At 34.4% G+C, this 17,439-nt stretch carries 17 protein-coding genes; 3 read left to right on the forward strand and 14 right to left on the reverse strand.

All coding sequences use genetic code 11. The features are described from left to right. Window positions 1–104 precede the first annotated feature (104 nt). From AC1RPG_RS00105 to AC1RPG_RS00125, 5 genes are all read right to left on the reverse strand, one after another. On the reverse strand, window positions 105–1,481 hold the full coding sequence (locus AC1RPG_RS00105; protein WP_481760861.1) for a UDP-N-acetylmuramoyl-tripeptide--D-alanyl-D-alanine ligase: 1,377 nt from the start codon (window positions 1,479–1,481) through the stop codon (window positions 105–107). A gap of 34 nt (window positions 1,482–1,515) precedes the next feature. After that, window positions 1,516–2,589 (reverse strand): D-alanine--D-alanine ligase family protein, encoded by a 1,074-nt coding sequence (locus tag AC1RPG_RS00110; protein WP_481760862.1) that lies wholly within the window; start codon window positions 2,587–2,589, stop codon window positions 1,516–1,518. Window positions 2,590–2,683: 94 nt separating this feature from the next. Beyond that, the gene (locus AC1RPG_RS00115) at window positions 2,684–3,472 is read right to left on the reverse strand and encodes a hypothetical protein (protein ID WP_481760863.1); all 789 of its coding nucleotides are present in this window, start codon (window positions 3,470–3,472) and stop codon (window positions 2,684–2,686) included. Between the two features lie 28 nt (window positions 3,473–3,500). Beyond that, window positions 3,501–4,394: a zinc metalloprotease HtpX gene (htpX, locus tag AC1RPG_RS00120; RefSeq protein ID WP_409021596.1), complete on the reverse strand. Its 894-nt coding sequence runs from the start codon at window positions 4,392–4,394 to the stop codon at window positions 3,501–3,503. An 18-nt stretch (window positions 4,395–4,412) separates the two neighbouring features. Continuing rightward, the gene (locus AC1RPG_RS00125; protein WP_409021597.1) at window positions 4,413–4,970 is read right to left on the reverse strand and encodes a LemA family protein; all 558 of its coding nucleotides are present in this window, start codon (window positions 4,968–4,970) and stop codon (window positions 4,413–4,415) included. Between the two features lie 189 nt (window positions 4,971–5,159). Here AC1RPG_RS00125 and AC1RPG_RS00130 point away from each other — a divergent pair, with 189 nt between their 5' ends. Beyond that, window positions 5,160–5,624, forward strand: a complete 465-nt coding sequence (locus AC1RPG_RS00130; protein WP_481760864.1) for a low molecular weight protein-tyrosine-phosphatase — start codon at window positions 5,160–5,162, stop codon at window positions 5,622–5,624. Between the two features lie 40 nt (window positions 5,625–5,664). Here AC1RPG_RS00130 and AC1RPG_RS00135 read toward each other — a convergent pair whose 3' ends face one another. Continuing rightward, complete coding sequence (locus AC1RPG_RS00135; RefSeq protein ID WP_481760865.1) at window positions 5,665–6,375, reverse strand: class A sortase; 711 nt, start codon at window positions 6,373–6,375, stop codon at window positions 5,665–5,667. 107 nt (window positions 6,376–6,482) lie between these two features. Between AC1RPG_RS00135 and AC1RPG_RS00140 the strand changes: the two genes are divergently transcribed. Then, complete coding sequence (locus tag AC1RPG_RS00140; RefSeq protein WP_481760866.1) at window positions 6,483–7,718, forward strand: multidrug efflux MFS transporter; 1,236 nt, start codon at window positions 6,483–6,485, stop codon at window positions 7,716–7,718. Window positions 7,719–7,803: 85 nt separating this feature from the next. Here AC1RPG_RS00140 and AC1RPG_RS00145 read toward each other — a convergent pair whose 3' ends face one another. The 8 genes from AC1RPG_RS00145 to AC1RPG_RS00180 form a co-directional block, all read right to left on the reverse strand. Beyond that, window positions 7,804–8,067 carry a type B 50S ribosomal protein L31 gene (locus AC1RPG_RS00145; RefSeq protein ID WP_409021601.1) on the reverse strand — a complete coding sequence of 88 codons (264 nt, stop codon included), beginning with the start codon at window positions 8,065–8,067 and terminating at the stop codon, window positions 7,804–7,806. 106 nt (window positions 8,068–8,173) lie between these two features. After that, a complete protein-coding gene (gene rho, locus AC1RPG_RS00150; RefSeq protein ID WP_409021602.1) occupies window positions 8,174–9,439 on the reverse strand; it encodes a transcription termination factor Rho in 1,266 nt (421 codons plus the stop codon). Between the two features lie 8 nt (window positions 9,440–9,447). Continuing rightward, the gene (locus tag AC1RPG_RS00155; protein WP_481760867.1) at window positions 9,448–10,713 is read right to left on the reverse strand and encodes a UDP-N-acetylglucosamine 1-carboxyvinyltransferase; all 1,266 of its coding nucleotides are present in this window, start codon (window positions 10,711–10,713) and stop codon (window positions 9,448–9,450) included. A gap of 124 nt (window positions 10,714–10,837) precedes the next feature. Continuing rightward, window positions 10,838–11,716, reverse strand: coding sequence for an RluA family pseudouridine synthase (locus AC1RPG_RS00160; RefSeq protein ID WP_481762396.1), 879 nt, complete (start codon window positions 11,714–11,716; stop codon window positions 10,838–10,840). A gap of 257 nt (window positions 11,717–11,973) precedes the next feature. Further along, entirely contained in the window at window positions 11,974–13,269 is a 1,296-nt protein-coding gene (locus AC1RPG_RS00165; protein ID WP_481760869.1) for a helix-turn-helix domain-containing protein, read from the reverse strand. 36 nt (window positions 13,270–13,305) lie between these two features. After that, on the reverse strand, window positions 13,306–13,455 hold the full coding sequence (locus tag AC1RPG_RS00170; protein WP_481760870.1) for a hypothetical protein: 150 nt from the start codon (window positions 13,453–13,455) through the stop codon (window positions 13,306–13,308). Window positions 13,456–13,644: 189 nt separating this feature from the next. Beyond that, window positions 13,645–15,129 (reverse strand): UDP-glucose--hexose-1-phosphate uridylyltransferase, encoded by a 1,485-nt coding sequence (gene galT / locus AC1RPG_RS00175; protein ID WP_481760871.1) that lies wholly within the window; start codon window positions 15,127–15,129, stop codon window positions 13,645–13,647. Window positions 15,130–15,153: 24 nt separating this feature from the next. After that, a complete protein-coding gene (locus tag AC1RPG_RS00180; protein WP_481760872.1) occupies window positions 15,154–16,320 on the reverse strand; it encodes a galactokinase in 1,167 nt (388 codons plus the stop codon). Between the two features lie 126 nt (window positions 16,321–16,446). On the opposite strand from AC1RPG_RS00180, the gene AC1RPG_RS00185 reads away from it, so the two are divergent. After that, the gene (locus AC1RPG_RS00185; protein ID WP_481760873.1) at window positions 16,447–17,439 is read left to right on the forward strand and encodes a LacI family DNA-binding transcriptional regulator; all 993 of its coding nucleotides are present in this window, start codon (window positions 16,447–16,449) and stop codon (window positions 17,437–17,439) included.

Here is a 17,439-nt window from a genome sequence, read left to right on the forward strand (position 1 = left end):
TCGTCGTCAATTACTGTCTTGTAAAGTTAAATTAATTTAAGTCTGACCCTTCATGAGTCACTATTTAAACTATAATAGCACCTTAAATAATATTAAGCAACTCTCTAATTACTTTGTAAAGCCGATAAAACGGTTTCTAAATGAACGCCATGGCTTCCTTTAATCAAAATAGAATCTTTTTCAGTACGTATTTTTAATAAATCTTCAACCATAGCTTCTTTTTCATCTAAATCATAATAATGAAGATGTTGATCATCATACTTTGATTTTAATGCTGTTGCTAAAGATTTTATTTGTTCTCCGTAAAGATAAACGCTTTGAATTTTTTCATTATCAAAACTATCAGCCAAGCTGAGATGCATATCGCTAGATTGCTCACCTAATTCAAGCATATCACCCAAAACAACCATTCGATTACCTTCAACATCGCTGTTTGAGAATGCTTTGATAACAGCTTTTGCAGCTGTCGGATTTGAATTATAGACATCACTTAAAATTGACTCGCCCAAATGACCTCTAAGCCACTCTGTCCGATTCTTCGTTAAATCAAAATCACTAAGCGCCTTTACAATATTTTTAGGTGACACACGATAATGACGACCAACTGAGATAGCAGCCATCGCATTATCTACGTTATATGTGCCAATCATTGGAATTGTAAAATTAAAATCAGCCATTTCTCTCACTTTAAAGCTAGTCATTGTTTGATTGCCGACAACATTTGAAACACTCAAGTCAGCACTTTCACCATGACCGAAGCCAAATGATTGCTGTTCAATATTGGAAACACGTTCTCTTAATAACGGTTCATCTGCATTATAAACCAACAAGCCGTCTTCTTTCAGCCCATTCACAATTTCCATTTTTGCATCCGCAATTTTATCTCGCGTACCAAAAAATTCGATATGTGCTTCGCCAATCATCGTAATAACAGCGACATCAGGTTGTGCAATTCGACTTAAAAAGTCTAACTCACCAGGATGATCCATCCCCATTTCGACAACAACAACTTCCGTATTAGGTTCTATACTTAATAAAGTCATCGGTACGCCTAAATGATTATTGAAATTCGCTTCCGTTTTACAAACATTATATTGCTGACTTAAAATTTCTGTAATCATATCTTTAGTTGTCGTTTTACCGTTACTACCAGTAACTGCGACAACTTTAGGATTAATTTTATCCAAGTAATGTTTTGCTAAATCTTGGTAAGCCATTAATGTGTCATCTACTAAGATAGCTGGGATTTTCGTTGGCATTGTATCTTGATGGTCAACTGCCCATAAAGTCGCTGTTGCACCATTATCAATCGCACTTTGGATATAATCATGACCGTCATTTTCTGCCACAATAGGTACAAATAAACTGCCTTCCGTTAGTTGTCGACTATCAAATGAAACACTCGATATATTAATTGGTTCATCAGTAATTTCGTTCTTGGCGCTAACTGCGCTCGCAATTTCAGTTAATTGCATTTTCATTATATAAACCCTCGCATTCATATGACCATTAAATCTATTGTTTACTATTATTTGCCTGATTTTTTTTCAATGCTAATTGTAATAATTCTTCAATTAAATCACTGTAACTCAGCCCAACGGCTTCCCACAATCTTGGATACATTGCATTTTTATAAAATCCTGGCATTGTTGTAATCTCATTTAAATAAATATCTTGGTTAGCGCTAATTAAAAAATCACACCTAGCAAGCCCTGATCCATCAATAACCGCAAAAGCTGTTTTAGAAAAACCAACTATCTTATCCAATAATTCCTCATCGAGTTCAACTGGAATTCTGGCTTCGTGATCTTCCTTCATTGCAAGTTTACGATCATAGACGTCATCAAACGACAAAATTTCTCCTGGTACACTTGTTGCGATTTCTTCGTTACCTAATAATCCAATTTCAATTTCACGTGCTACAATGCCTCGTTCTACAATCACTCGAGGACCAAGTTCAAAAGCATTATCAATTGCATATTGTAATTCAACACTATTATTCACCTGTGTAACACCGATTCCTGAACCCAAATTAGATGGTTTCACATACATTGGATAAAGTAATTCGCCCTCACATCTGGCAATCACACTTGCAGTGTTATTTTCCCAAGACTGTGAGTCAATCGCTTGGAATGGTACAACCGGAATTCCGGCTTGTTTAAAGAGTAATTTACTCATTATTTTATCATTACCGACAGCCGATGCTAGTACACTGTTACCAACATAGGGGATATTCAACGTTTCAAGTAGTCCTTGGACAGTTCCATCTTCACCATTTGGGCCATGTAAGACAGGAAAAACCACACTATCTTCAGGGTCAAATCCATTTGGCAAAAATTTTATTCCAGTTGAATTTTCATGATTATTCGTTGCTTGTCCTTTTTCATCTGTTTCTCTAAGTCTTAAATTATCAACAAATTTAACTGGTTCGTTAAGCGTCTGACCTTGCAGCCAATTCCCCGTTTTCGTAATATAAACTGGAATTACCGAATAGTATTGGTAATATATCGCTTGTGTTATTTGAAAAGCAGTTGAAAGTGAGATCTCATGTTCTGCACTTTTACCACCATAGAGTAAATAAACTCGCATTCGTATTGCCCTCCATTTTTTGCACGTCCTATTGTACCATTCTTTTTAAATTCAACAAAAATAAAAAAAGATAACATAATAATACGTTATCTTTTTAGAATATAATACTGTCTTCAAAAGCAGATTTGTTAGAAACTTCGATAAACCATTCTTGATCTACAAATCGATACTCCAAATTAGCAACTAACTTGGCACTTTCTGTCTCCAATGTTGGCTCATGCCACTTCATCTGAGAAACGTTATCTATCATAATATAGACAGGTAATATTAACTTCGTATTATTAATTGTGATCCTTGAAAAATCTAATATTACACCTTCAACAAATAATGGCATTAATTCTTCAACAATTTTTTTAGGTATCTTTTTCAACGTCATAGGACGTCGTCTAAACAGACCATTTTTTTCACGATACGATTGATTCGCATGTCTAATAATTGATTTAGAAAAAACATTATAAAATTGCGTTAAATAACGATAGTAGATTTTTAATGCATCATTTGGTAACGTTAAAAAAACGTAGTCATTCTGCAATTTATAGTAAAAAGGTGATTGAATATGAGAAAATGCATGTCCCAAATATAAGAATTCTGCTACTTCTCTTGGTGTTATTAATTCTAAATCATCTTGACTATCGAAATCAATCCAACTTTGCTTTAACCCAACAGTCTTTTTATTCAAATAACGTGCAGTATCTTCTTCCCCGGTTACCGTGTTAAATCCTGTTGCGATGTCAATTTCATTTTCATAATCCACTGGGTTTAACGATAAAATATTAGTTGGTAATCTGGGAATGCTTGTTATGAAATCTTCTTTGGAAATCCCATATGATAAAATCAAATGAGAAACCGTTTCAACATGAACGTAGACTAAATTGTCTCTCACCACTATCATCCCCATTTTATAAAATAGTTTACATTGCTTCTAATCTTTCAATTCTATCTTCCATCGGTGGATGTGTTTGAAATAATCCAGTTGTTTTTTTCTTCAATGGATTTGAAATATAAAGTGCCGCACTACTTGGATCGGCACGTTCCATTGGTTTACTATCAGAAATTTTTTCCAACGCATGGATTAGTCCTTGCGGATTACGCGTTAATTCAACAGCAGAAGCATCAGCCAAATATTCTCTGTTTCGAGAAAGTGCAAGCTGAGCAATTGTTGCTGCAATTGGTCCTAAAATAACCAATAATAATGATAAAATCATCAAAATAATTTCTAATGATCCGCCACCTTCTCGATCATCACTTCGACGGCGACCTCCGCCCCACCAAAATGAGTTCATTCCAATATTTACTAATAATGAAATTGCTGCCGATAATGCTAATGCAATTGTTGATAATCGAATATCGTAGTTGCGTACATGCGAAATTTCATGCGCCATAACGCCTTCTAATTCTTCACGATTTAATCGATTGATTAAGCCACTTGTTGCAGCAACTGCCGCGTGTTCTGGATTATTTCCCGTTGCAAACGCATTAGGACTATCATCTTCAATAATAAACACTTTTGGCATTGGAACTTGGCCCACAATCGCCATATCTTCAACAACATGCCATAATTCAGGTGCATCATCGACTGATTTTATTTCAGTTGCATGATTCATACTCATGACAACGCTAGTTGATTGTGAAATCATCAATCCCATATAAACAACTGCAATGACAACAGCCATAAGTAGTCCAGAAACAGCACTATTGAAAAAAACATAGCCAACGGCACTACCAATCGCAACCATCAATAAAACAAAACCAATTAAAACATAAACTGTTTTGCGCTTATTTCGCGCGATTTGATCATATAGCATTAGTTATCTCCTAACTGTTTAATCAAATGAAACGTTGGGTACAGCTTTTTCAGCTTCAGGGACTTCAAGATATTCTACTTTTGTAAAATGATGAATTCCGGCAACAATGTTACTTGGAAATGATTGAATTTTTGCATTTAAACTTGCAGCAGTTGAGTTAAATAGTTGACGTGAATAAGAAATTTTATTTTCTGTATTTGATAGTTCTTCCATTAACTTAGTGAATTCTGTGTTAGCTTTTAAATCTGGGTAACTTTCAGATAACGCAAAAATACTTTTCAATGATTGACTCAATTGATTAGAAACTTCCATTGTTGTTTCATGTGCATCCGTTGGTACTTGTGTTAATTGATTACGTAATTCAACTACTTTAGCAAATGTTTCTTTTTCGTGAGTTGCATATCCCTTAACAGTTGAAACTAAGTTAGGAATTAAATCATTACGACGTTTTAATTGGACGTCAATTTGACTCCATGATTCCTCAGTCCGGATTTTTGCTTTTACTAAACCATTGTAGCCGCTAATGTACATAATAACTAAAAGTACTACGATAACTCCGATAATAATCATTGCCATAATTTTCAGTCTCCTCTTTAAATATAAAGTGTCTTATTTTAGTTTCTATTCTTAATTATCATACCAAAGTTAGACCCTTTTAGAAAGCAATTAAGCTAACGGTTACACCAATTTATCTAACTAGTTTTAATAATGTGATTATTATGGCATAATAGCATTATTAAGAAATTTGTAAAGGGGATTATTAACATGAATGTATTATTTGTATGTATGGGAAATATTTGCCGATCACCAATGGCTGAAGCAATGTTACGAGACGATTTAGCTAAGTTAAACCTTTCTGACCAAGTAACTGTTGATTCTGCTGGCACAAGTTCTTCACAAGAAGGAAATGGCGCCCATGAAGGGACTATTACTAAACTTGTTGAACATCAGATTCCAACAGATGGCTTAATCTCACGTCCGGTTAGTTACTTAGATTTCATTAATAGTGATTTAATTATTGCAATGGATGATATCAATGTTGAGCGTCTTGAAAAAGCTGCACCTGCATCTAAAAAAGAAAAAATCGTTAACTTCCTTTCAATTGTTCCCGGTAAAGAAAAAGAATCTGTTCCTGATCCATGGATTACTGGTGACTTTGACGAAACTTATAACTTAATTAGTCTTGGAATGCCTTACTGGATTGATTATATTAAAGCACAAATTAAATAATAAAAATGACCACAAATTTTAAAATTTGTGGTCATTTTTATTATTTATTATTATGAATCATTTTAAAATACTTTTGAACTGTTTTTGGTGCAGCATTGTATGTCCAATCTTTAACATACTCACCTTGGACCATCAAACGTCCGGCACCCGTATCATCACAAGTAATTAATGTGACTAATTTTTCTCCGGGTACATCATCAATAACTTGAACGTCTGTTGCTTTGATATATTTCATTTTAGATGTTTCATACTCATAAATCTTTTTAGCATCTGTTAAATAGATTTTTTGGCCAATTTTCATGCTAACTAATGGACTAAACAATAAATCCTTTCGAATCATATGATGTCCAGCAAGTGCATAATTACCCTCGCCCATTTTTTGGTTTTCCTTTAAAGTTCCAGCAGCAAGTGCCAAGGTATCAGTGCTAACGCCTTTAGCAATCGGCAAGTTCATTGAGACATCCGGAATACTAATTTCTCCAAGTAAAACCAAATTTTTTTCATTTGCTTTTGCTTTCACGACATCTGCCGTATTCAAACTCTTAACTTCACTAAAATCAAAGGATGCTTTTTTATTTTTATTTTTATCGACTAATTCTGAATTAATGGTTGGGTCTGTTAGTCCAACAATAAAGTTTTTAATTTGTTCATTGAATACTAGCGAAAGCCCCACCAATAACAATAGTATTAATAATATAGTTGTTAGCCATTTTTTCCAACGACTTTTTTTAGCTGCTTTATTTTTTTCCATTAATAACCCCCACTTTCGCTTAACAACTATTTTACCATATAACTTTTATCCTTGTTTAGTGTTATGATTATAATTATCAAAAAATATCTTTAGGGGGACTGTTTAATTTGTTGACTTCACTAAAATCAACATTTTTTCGTTCTAGACAACCTTGGGAACAAAATTTATTTGTTTTATGGTTTGGTACGTTCATGGCTGGCGTGGCATTTAGTTTAATTATGCCATTTATGTCACTTTATATTGATACGTTAGGTGACTTCACCAAAACCGAATTAAATTTTTATAGCGGCATTACCTATTCATCTACATTTTTAATTACCGCCATTGTTTCCCCACTATGGGGTCGTTTAGCTGATCGAAAAGGTCGTAAATTAATGATTTTAAGAGCTTCATTCGGAATGGCCATTGTTTTAGGCCTGATGGGGCTTGTCAGTAACGTTTACCAATTAATTGCGTTACGTTTATTACAAGGTGTCTTTTCTGGTTATATTAGTAACTCACAGGCACTGATTGCAACAGAGACACCCAAGCGGCAAAGTGGTAAAGCACTCGGTATTTTAGTTACCGGTAGTGTTACTGGTACTTTATTTGGACCACTAATCGGTGGCGCAATAGCTGGGGTCTTCGGCTATCGTATTACCTTCTTCATTACTGCTGCGATTTTGCTAATTGTTTTCTTACTTAGTTATTTCTTTGTACATGAACATTTTACGCCTGTTGAAAAAGGTGAAATGCAAACGTCAAAAGAAATCTTCAAGAAATTACATCATCCTAAATTAATTATCGGGATGTTTGTCACTACCTTAATCATTCAAGCATCAAATTATTCCATTAGTCCTATTCTAAGCTTATACGTTCGAGAACTCTTACATAACGTTGGAAATGTTACCTTTATCAGTGGGTGTGTGGCTTCTATTCCAGGAATAGCAACGCTAATTGCTGCGCCTCGCTTAGGAGTACTAGGCGATAAAATTGGAACAGAACGTATTTTAAAAATTGCACTTACTGTCGCAATTTTCATTTTTATTCCAATGGCATTAGTGACTAATGTTTGGCAACTTGGCGGCTTACGTTTCTTAATTGGGATTACGGATGCCGCAATGTTACCTGCAGTTCAAACAATTCTAACAAAAAATACACCGGCAGAATTCACAGGTCGAGTGTTCAGTTACAATCAATCATTCCAAGCCATGGGATCAGTCGTTGGTCCTATGATTGGCTCTACCGTTTCTGGCGTATTCGATTACAAAGGTGTCTTTATTTCTACCGCTATTTTAGTTGGTATTAATCTCATCTGGGTTCTCTACGTCACAAAAGGGATGTATTCACGAAAAGCTGAATAGTAACGTTCAATCTAGTTGAACGTTACTATTTTTTTGTATAAAAAAAGGAAGAAGCTTATTGGCTTCTTCCTTTTCGAAATAGTTCTTATTTTGCAGCGTTTGCGTCTGTAAGACCATATTTCTTGTTGAAACGATCCACACGGCCATCGGCTTGAGTGAATTTTTGACGTCCAGTATAGAATGGATGTGAATCCGATGAAATTTCGACACGAATCAATGGGTATGATTTGCCATCTTCCATTTCAATTGTTTCTTCTGAATGTTTTGTTGAACCTGAGATAAATTTGTAACCTGAAGTAGTATCCATAAATACAACTTCATGGTAATCTGGATGGATTTCTTTTTTCATAAGTAAGTATTCTCCTTTGCCCTAATCCATCTGCTGAATTAGAGTTATTCTTTATATTACAACATGCACAATCTTATCACGAATTAACTCGTTTTACAATTAAATTTTATTTACTTGTTTTTGTTAACTCTTTTAAAAATTCAGCATTATTTTTTGTTTTCTTCATTTTTTGGATAACACGTTCCGTAGCACCTAGTGAATCGCCTGTCATCATCTTTCGAATCTGCCATAGTTCTTCAATTGTTTGCTTAGATAATAATAATTCTTCTTTACGTGTACTTGATTTTTTTAAATCGACAGCAGGGAAGATACGGCGTTCAGCAAGCTCTCTTGAGAGTTGTAATTCCATATTACCGGTTCCTTTGAACTCTTCATAAATCACATCATCCATTCGGCTACCCGTATCAACCAAAGCAGTTCCTAATATTGTCAGGCTTCCACCTTCTTCAATATTACGTGCAGCACCAAAGAATTTTTTAGGTCGATAAAATGCTGCTGGATCAATCCCACCTGATAACGTCCGTCCGCTTGGCGGAATCGTTAAATTATACGCTCTAGCCAAGCGAGTAACTGAATCCATTAAAATAACAACATCTTGCTTATCTTCAACTAATCGCATTGCACGTTCTAAAACAAGTTCAGAAACACGCGCATGGTTCTCTGGTTGTTGATCGAATGTTGACGATACAACATCACCTTTAATTGATCGTTCTAAATCAGTCACTTCTTCAGGTCGTTCATCAATTAATAGTACGATTAATTTTACATCGGGATGATTTTCTGCGATTCCTTGAGCAATCTCTTTAAGTAAAGTTGTTTTCCCAGCTTTAGGTGGTGCCACGATTAAACCACGTTGACCAAATCCAATAGGAGCAAATAAATCAGTTAATCTCGTTGAAAGATTTTGACTAGTTGTTTCTAAAGTTAATTGTCGATTAGGATATAAGGGCGTCAGTGCAGGAAAATGTGGACGTTCCTTTGCTTCTTCTGGATTTTTACCATTAACTGTATCAACGTGCATTAACCCATAATAACGTTCATTAGGCTTTGGTGGTCGTGCTTTACCTCCGACTAAATCCCCATTTCTTAAATTAAATCGCTTAATTTGTGAGGCAGAAATATAAATGTCCTCTTGTGATGGGCCGTAGTTAATTGGACGCAAAAAACCGAATCCATCCTGATTGGGAACAATGTCTAAGACACCTTCCATCAAAATGAATCCTTGTTGTTTTGCTTGAGCCCTTAGAATTGCCAAAGACAATTCTTTTTTATTCATTTGGCTATAATATTGTATTTTATATTCTTGGGCATAGCCATAAATTTCTTTAAGCGTCTTGTCTTTTAATTCACCCATCGTTAAGAAGTCGCTCATTTAATCACCTAATCTTCATCAATAATTTCTACATCAGCAGATAAATTTGTCATTTTTTGTACAACGCAATCATAACCACGTAAAATATTATCGGCTTTCTCAATGACAGTCGTACCATTAGTCATTAAAGCAACTTCAAGTAATGCAGCACCTGCACGAATTTCATCTGCATAAACAGTTTGGCCTGTTAATTCAGTTGATTGATTGATTCGAATAATGCCATCTTTTGATTCAATCTTAACACCCATTCGTTGCATTTCTGGAATGTGCTTAATCCGTTCAGGATAAAGTGTATCAATAATACGACTCTCACCTGTAGCCTTGAGCATAACGGCAGTAATTGGTTGTTGCAAGTCAGTTGCAAACCCAGGATATGGTGAAGTTGTCACTTCAATTGGGATAATTTTATCGCCACCAGGAACAAAAATACTATCTTCATTCACTTGGAAAGTAACGCCCATTTCACTAAGTTTAGCTAAAAATGAATCTAAATGTTCAGTAATAACATTCTTAATTAAAACGCCCTCACCCATTGCAGCAGCAAGTGAGATATAAGTACCAGCTTCAATACGATCTGGAATAATCGTATGCGTATTAACAGCTTTTAAGCTATCAACACCTTGAATTCTGATTTCACCAGTCCCCGCACCACGAATATGAGCACCCATATTATTCAAGAATGTTGCAATATCAATGGTTTCAGGTTCTTTTGCAGCATTTTCAATGATTGTGGTTCCTTTTGCACGGACAGCAGCCAATAAAATGTTAATTGTTGCACCCACTGAAACAAGGTCCATAAAAATACGGGCTCCCTTTAATCCTTCAGGGCCACTCGTAATAATCACTGCGTCTTCTTCTTCGATAACTTCAGCGCCAAGAGCTTTAAATCCCTTGATGTGTTGATCAATCGGACGTGGTCCAATATTATCACCACCAGGAAATCCAACAACTGCACGACCGAACCGACCTAATAAGGCACCCATAAAGTAATAAGAAGCTCTTAAACTTTTAATGGCACCACCAGGTAAAGGTTCATCCTTAATCATCGTAGGATCTACCATTAAGTTACCAGCGTTAAATTCAGACTTAACATTCATTTGATCTAAAATTTTCATTAAATTATGTACATCTAAAATATCGGGGACACTGTCAAAATGCACAGGTGTATCCGCAAGAATAGCTGCAGGAATCAATGCAACAGTACTATTCTTAGCACCACCGATTATTACTTCGCCAGACAGTTTTTTACCGCCTCTAATAATCATCTTTTTCATTTATTATTTCCTCACTTAAAAGTGCTTTCACAAATTGATTATAACTATATTAATAATAAAGAAAAAGTTCACGAAATACAATAGATATTCGCCACTTTATCCAAATATACAATCTTGCCTGATACTATTTTAATAATTGAGCCATATCAGCTGGGAGTTCTGATTCAAAAGCTAATTTTTTACCCGTAAATGGATCTTCAAAGCTTAATTTAGCAGCATGTAATGCCTGTCTATCAATACCTTTGTCCATCGGGCCATCATATAACGCATCCCCAACCAAAGCATGATGAATAAAATCAAAATGTACACGAATTTGATGTGTTCGGCCCGTAACTAACTTCACATCAACTAATGTGTAGTCTGGAAATCTCGTTACAACTTTATAAGTTGTTTCTGAGGCTTTTCCTTCAGCCATAACAGAACGACGAATTTCGCCTTCCTTTTTACCAATTGGTTCTTTAATATCTCCTTGATCACTTTTAACGTCACCTGCAACAATTGCTAAGTATGATTTTTCTAACTGACCATTACTTAATTGAGCAGCAATCAAACTATGTGCAAATCCATGCTTAGCTAATAAAACAAGTCCACTTGTAAAACGGTCTAAACGCGTAATAACATGTGGCACGAAACTACTTGAATGAGTTGCAATCAAATGGCCTTTAACACGGTTAACCAATGTTGTATCTTCATTAGATGGGCCTGGCACGGTTACCATACCAGCTGGCTTATCGACTACTAACCAGTTTTCATCTTCAAAGACGATATTTAATGGTTCATCACTTGCATGTATGGCATCGTTATCTGGTTCTTCTGGCAACGTCAAAATAACTTCATCACCATCAATCAGTTGATAATCCCAATATTCATTCTTTTTGTTAACTCGAACTTGTCCCTCGCCTTGTTTAATTCTGGCGATTAATCGTTTACTAACGCCAACCTCAATTAAAAATTTTTTTAAACTAATTGTGCCTTCACCATTGTTTGTTAGCGTAAATTGCATGTCATTATCCTTCATTTCTCGTCATAACGTTTATTCTCTATCTTATCACACTTGGTAGCCTATAAAAAAAGGCGATTATAATCGTTAAATTATAATCGTCTTTTTTTATTTTGTAATAAATAAATGTTTGCCCAATTCGATACTGTTTAATGCTTCAAAAGAAATCCCCCACGAATATCTCTTGTTAGTTCTCTATAATATAGAGTATACCGAATGATTCATGGGTTGTACTATCAAAAAAAAAACTAGAAACATTTTTACTGATAGTGTTTTCTATTCACGTTTAACAGTCGTTTCCCCATCTCTGGCATATCATTATCAAGTCCTAATGCAGTGATAATATACTTATCAAATGCATTGTTTTTATAATTTTTATTCATGAAATTAGTAACCACCATATCATATCGTTGACTAGAATCATAAATACTGACATTAACGCGTAAATTAATATTTAAATCTTGACTCATATTTCTGACAAATAATTCTTTAATTCGCTCGTTTGCATTTAAATCAACCCCAACTGTTAACATGGTTTCTTTTTCTAACAATCTAGCGCTAAAAATTTCGACCATTTTATTAATAAATGGCTGCCTGTATCGCTTATAGAAATCAGACCATTTTTTAGCTAATAATGGACTGTCGATTAATTCATCCATGGCAATCTCAACATGACGTCGAACTGAATGATTTGAATATTTTTTTCGATAACTATTCATCATGTAAGTTCCCACGGCATCCATCGTTCCATGAAAACAAAATGCTTCAGTACAAATTGGGTACAATGATTTACTAACATTTTCACCGATAATTTTAACATCTAATTTAGATTCAAATCCTTGTTCCAAATATTTAACAGCTTGTTGAAGTTTGGTGTTATTTGTGTGATTAATTGCAATAAAATCGCGGGACAAGTAAGCACTTGAAGGAACTGAAACAAAAGCAGTTGTCCAAGCGTAAAGTAGGGCGCTCTCAAAATGAACATCAATTTTATTTGAGAACTTAATATAAATATCTTGCATCTTTTCTTCAACTTGGTTAAATAGTGAATTATTTGCAATCATATCTGCTAAATCATCAGAAATCACCCAATTATCACGATCTTTTCGCATCATTCGATGAACACTGACCTTCATCCAAATTCTAGTCCTCATTAAATTACTATCATTCACATTGAAGTTAAAATATGTTTCAAATACTTTAATGTATTCAAGAATGACGCCCGCTTCTATCGTATCATTATAGTTAAAATCTGTCGCTAGAAATAGTGAATAGTAAAAAAATCTAATTTGTAATTCAGAACCAACTACCTCACCATGTGCAATTTTAATCTGAAATTCAGACAACAAATTATTAAGTTGCTTAATTCTTCTGAAGATAGATGATTCACTAACATTTAAACTAAGACTCAAATTTTCAATACTGCTATTTTCATCATAATAGAATGCCATTAAAATTTGGTAATTAATAGACTCTTTCACATACCGATAAACCGTTTCGTAAAAATTAATTTTGCCTTTACCTATAAATTGAATGTTATTCTTTTTTATGATCATATAGGGTTCATCACCTGAATTGAATTCGCCATCCAATTACTCTAGTGCAACTCGCAAAGCTGTATTTGAAACATTTAATCGATTACAGATTACTTTTCTTGATAACCCATGTTCATTTAATGATAGCAATTCAATAATTTCACATATTAAAAACTCTGGTCGATCCAGAATATCTTTTTTGTACATTTATTCCTCCGAGAATTCTCATAATTACCAGCATGTCAACTTTAGTAAGAATATTATATATTTTATTTTAACACAAAACATTAAAAAGAGAATTTTCTAACACTATCTTAACAATTATCGTTAACCAGTTAGTTTCTATTTGATTTCTAAATAAAAAAGATTAACTTAAATAAGTTAATCTTTTTACGTTTAAACTTGTTTAATAAACTTAACGAATGCTTGTTGGCCGTGGTCATCTTGTTTATAAACCCCAGCATCTTCAAGAACACGCATAAAGACTTTTCCAACTTCGTTTTGTACGAGCTCACTAACCGTCTCTTTAGAAATCATCGAATTATCACGCTTAATTTCATCAGCCCAAGTTTTATGATAAGCCGCCATGACATTTGGTTGATCTGTTAGATACTTCTCAACCTCTGTTATTTCAGTTTTCAAACGAGGTGGTAAAATAGCTAATCCCATAACTTCAATCAAGCCAATGTTTTCTTTTTTAATATGTTGAACATCAGCATGTGGATGATAAATACCATCTGGAAATTCATCAGATGTTTGATTATCTCGCAAGACTAAATCCAATTCATAACGACCGTCACGCATTCGAGAAATTGGCGTCACAGTATGATGTGGCGTACCGTCAGCATCTTTTGCCAAAATTTGTGCATCGGCATCACTATATTCTTGCCAAGACGTTAAAATTTTTGCTGCTAAATCAGCTAATCGTTCTGGATTTTCACCATTTAAACGAATGACTGACATTGGCCAGTTCACAATACCTGCTTGAATGTCATCAAATCCTGCAAATTGCATTGTTTGACTCATTTCTGCCTTTGCCATTGGAAAATCATGACGTCCACCTTGATAGTGTTCATGCGTTAAAATTGAGCCACCTACAATTGGTAAATCTGCATTACTTCCCGCAAAATAGCCCGGGAATTTTTTAACAATTTGAAGTAAATCTGAAAATGTCGTTTTGTTAATTACCATAGGTTCATGCTTTTCATCTAAGAAAATTGAATGTTCATTGAAGTAAGCATAAGGCGAATATTGAAAGCCCCATGTTGCATCCCCCAAATCAAATCGTACAATCCGATGATTGCGACGAGCTGGGAAATCTAGTCTTCCAGCATAGCCTTCATTTTCCATACATAATTGGCATTTAGGATAACCCGTTTGTTTCATTGTTTTAGCTAAAGCAATTTGCTTTGGATCTTTTTCAGGTTTAGATAAATTAATGGTGATTTCTAAATCACCATAATTTGTTGGTACCTGATAAGCAATGTTTTTCGCAATAGCCGCAACTTTGATGTAATCGTTAGCCTGACTTAATTCATAAAAATAAGCCAAAGCTTTCTCTGGGTCTTTTGCGTATAAATCCCAGAAATGTTTATTCACGTGACTTGGAATTGGTGTGACCAGATCCATTAATTTAGCACCAAGAATATCTTGCTCCGCGATTAGAGCACTGATTTTCTCGTTTTTGATTGCTAAATTAAGTAGCTCGTCTTTAACAGCAATTATTGTGTCAGAAACTGGTTCAGTTACTTCTATCTCTGATTCACCAACCAAATCTAAAACGACGTTTACTAAATAAATTTTATCATCTGTCGAATAAGTCGTTGGATCAAACTGAATAACTTTATCGACGAATTTTGAAATTAATTGTTTAGAATCCATGTTTTTCCCTCTATCTCTTTATGCTTAATCTAATTTTTTAGCGCCATCAGCAATTTCTGCTAAATAGAAACTTGGTGCATAACCGATTTTTTCTTCGTAGATACGACCCACTTCACTTTCAAATGCGTCAACTTTGTCTTTAGCAACAATGGCAATTGCACAACCACCAAAACCAGCACCAGTCATTCGAGCACCTAGTACTCCTGGTTGTTCCCATGCTGTTTCAACAAGTGTATCAAGTTCAATACCCGTTACTTCATAATCAAATTGTAATGAAACATGTGAAGCGTTAACTAATTTACCAAAACGTACTAAATCTTCATTTTTCAAAGCTTCTTGAGCCATAATCGTCCGTTGGTTTTCTGAAACTGCATGACGCGCACGTTTTAGAAGGTTTTCTTTTTGGATTAAGTATGTTTGTAAATCAAAGCTAGCATTGTCCAAATCACCTAATGATTTAATATCATTTTTCTCTTGTAATAATGCTAATGCTGCTTCACATTCACTACGTCGTTCATTATATTTAGAATCTGCTAATTCGCGACGTTTATTTGTATTCATAATAATAATAACGTTGTCTTTTAAATCAATTGGTACTAAATCGTAATCTAGTGTATTTGTATCCAGTAAGATAGCATGATTTGCTTTACTCATACCGACTGCAAATTGATCCATAATTCCTGAATTAACACCGATAAATTTATTTTCTACCATGACACCTGTTTTAACAAGATCAACACGATCAATGTCTAAATTAAATTGATCTTCTAAAATAACACCCATCAATAATTCAATTGATGCAGATGATGATAAACCAGCACCATTTGGAATGTTACCTTCAAGTAAAATATCTAATCCTTTATCAATAACATAACCTTGCTCTTTCAAGTAAACAATCATCCCTTTTGGATAATTAGCCCAGTTATGTTCTTTTTGATATGATAAATCACTTAAATCAAATGAGACAACGCCATTATCTTTAAAGTTATTTGACATGATATTAATTGTTGTATCATCACGTTTTGTTGCAACTGCATATGTGCCTAATGTAATTGCTGTTGGGAAAACATGTCCACCATTGTAATCAGTATGTTCCCCAATTAAGTTGATACGACCTGGTGAGAAGTAACTTGCATTTGCGTCCACACCGTAAACATCTTTAAATTCGCTCTTTAATTCATTAATTTTCATTATATTTTCCTCCAATTTATTAACCGCTTTCATTTTACTAAATATTTACTAAAATTACAATCTTTTTACGACATTCTTTTTATTATGGTAAACTGATACACATAACCAATCAATCAGGAGGTAGTCATGGCAACACTTAAAGACATTGCACAGTTGGCAAAAGTTTCTAATGCAACTGTTTCTCGCGTGTTAAATTACGATCAAACATTATCCGTTGGCGACGATACACGTAAACGAATCTTTGAAGCAGCTGAAAGTTTAAATTATTCAAAAAATAAAAAGAAATCCAGTACACCTCAAGGTAAGATTGCTATTATCGAATGGTATACAGAAAAAGAAGAATTAGATGACCTGTATTACCTTTCAATTCGAATTGGTATCGAACGTAAATTAATTGAACTCGGTTATGAAATTACACGTTTTTTCCAAAATGATCAATTTAGCGCCTTGACTGATACTCTTGGTGCTATTGTTATCGGTAAATACAGTGCAGCACAAATAGCCGGATTTAAAGAACTAAATTCTAATTTAGTTTTTGTTGATATGAACACACTAAATTTTGGTATTAGTTGCGTCATGACTGATTTCAAAACGCCAGTTACAACCGTTATTGACCATTTTAAAAAACAAAATTTAACTAAAATTGGCATGATTGCAGGACAAGAAAGTACATTTGATGATGTCAATTTAGGCCCAGATTCCCGCTTCACTCACTTTAAAAATCACTTAGAACGTACTAGCAACTACCATCCCGAATGGGTTTATACAGGCGATTTCACGCCAGAATCAGGTTATCAATTAACCTTGAAATTATTAAATGATCAATCAGATAATTTACCAGAAGCGTTGTTTATTGCAAATGACGCAATGGCTGTCGGTGCATTACGTGCATTAAATGAAATATCAATTAAAGTGCCTGAACAAATCAGTTTAATTAGTTTTAATGACACATCTATTGCTGAATATACTTTCCCAACGCTTAGTTCAGTTAAAGTTTATACAGAAAAAATGGGTCAATCTGCTGCAGAACTATTAGTCAATCAAATGTCGATGACTGAAATTATCCCTCAGATTATTACCATTGGAACAACCTTAACACTTAGGAATAGTTCCAAATAA

Source organism: Dellaglioa sp. CoH-57-MRSF-18, from assembly GCF_056781995.1.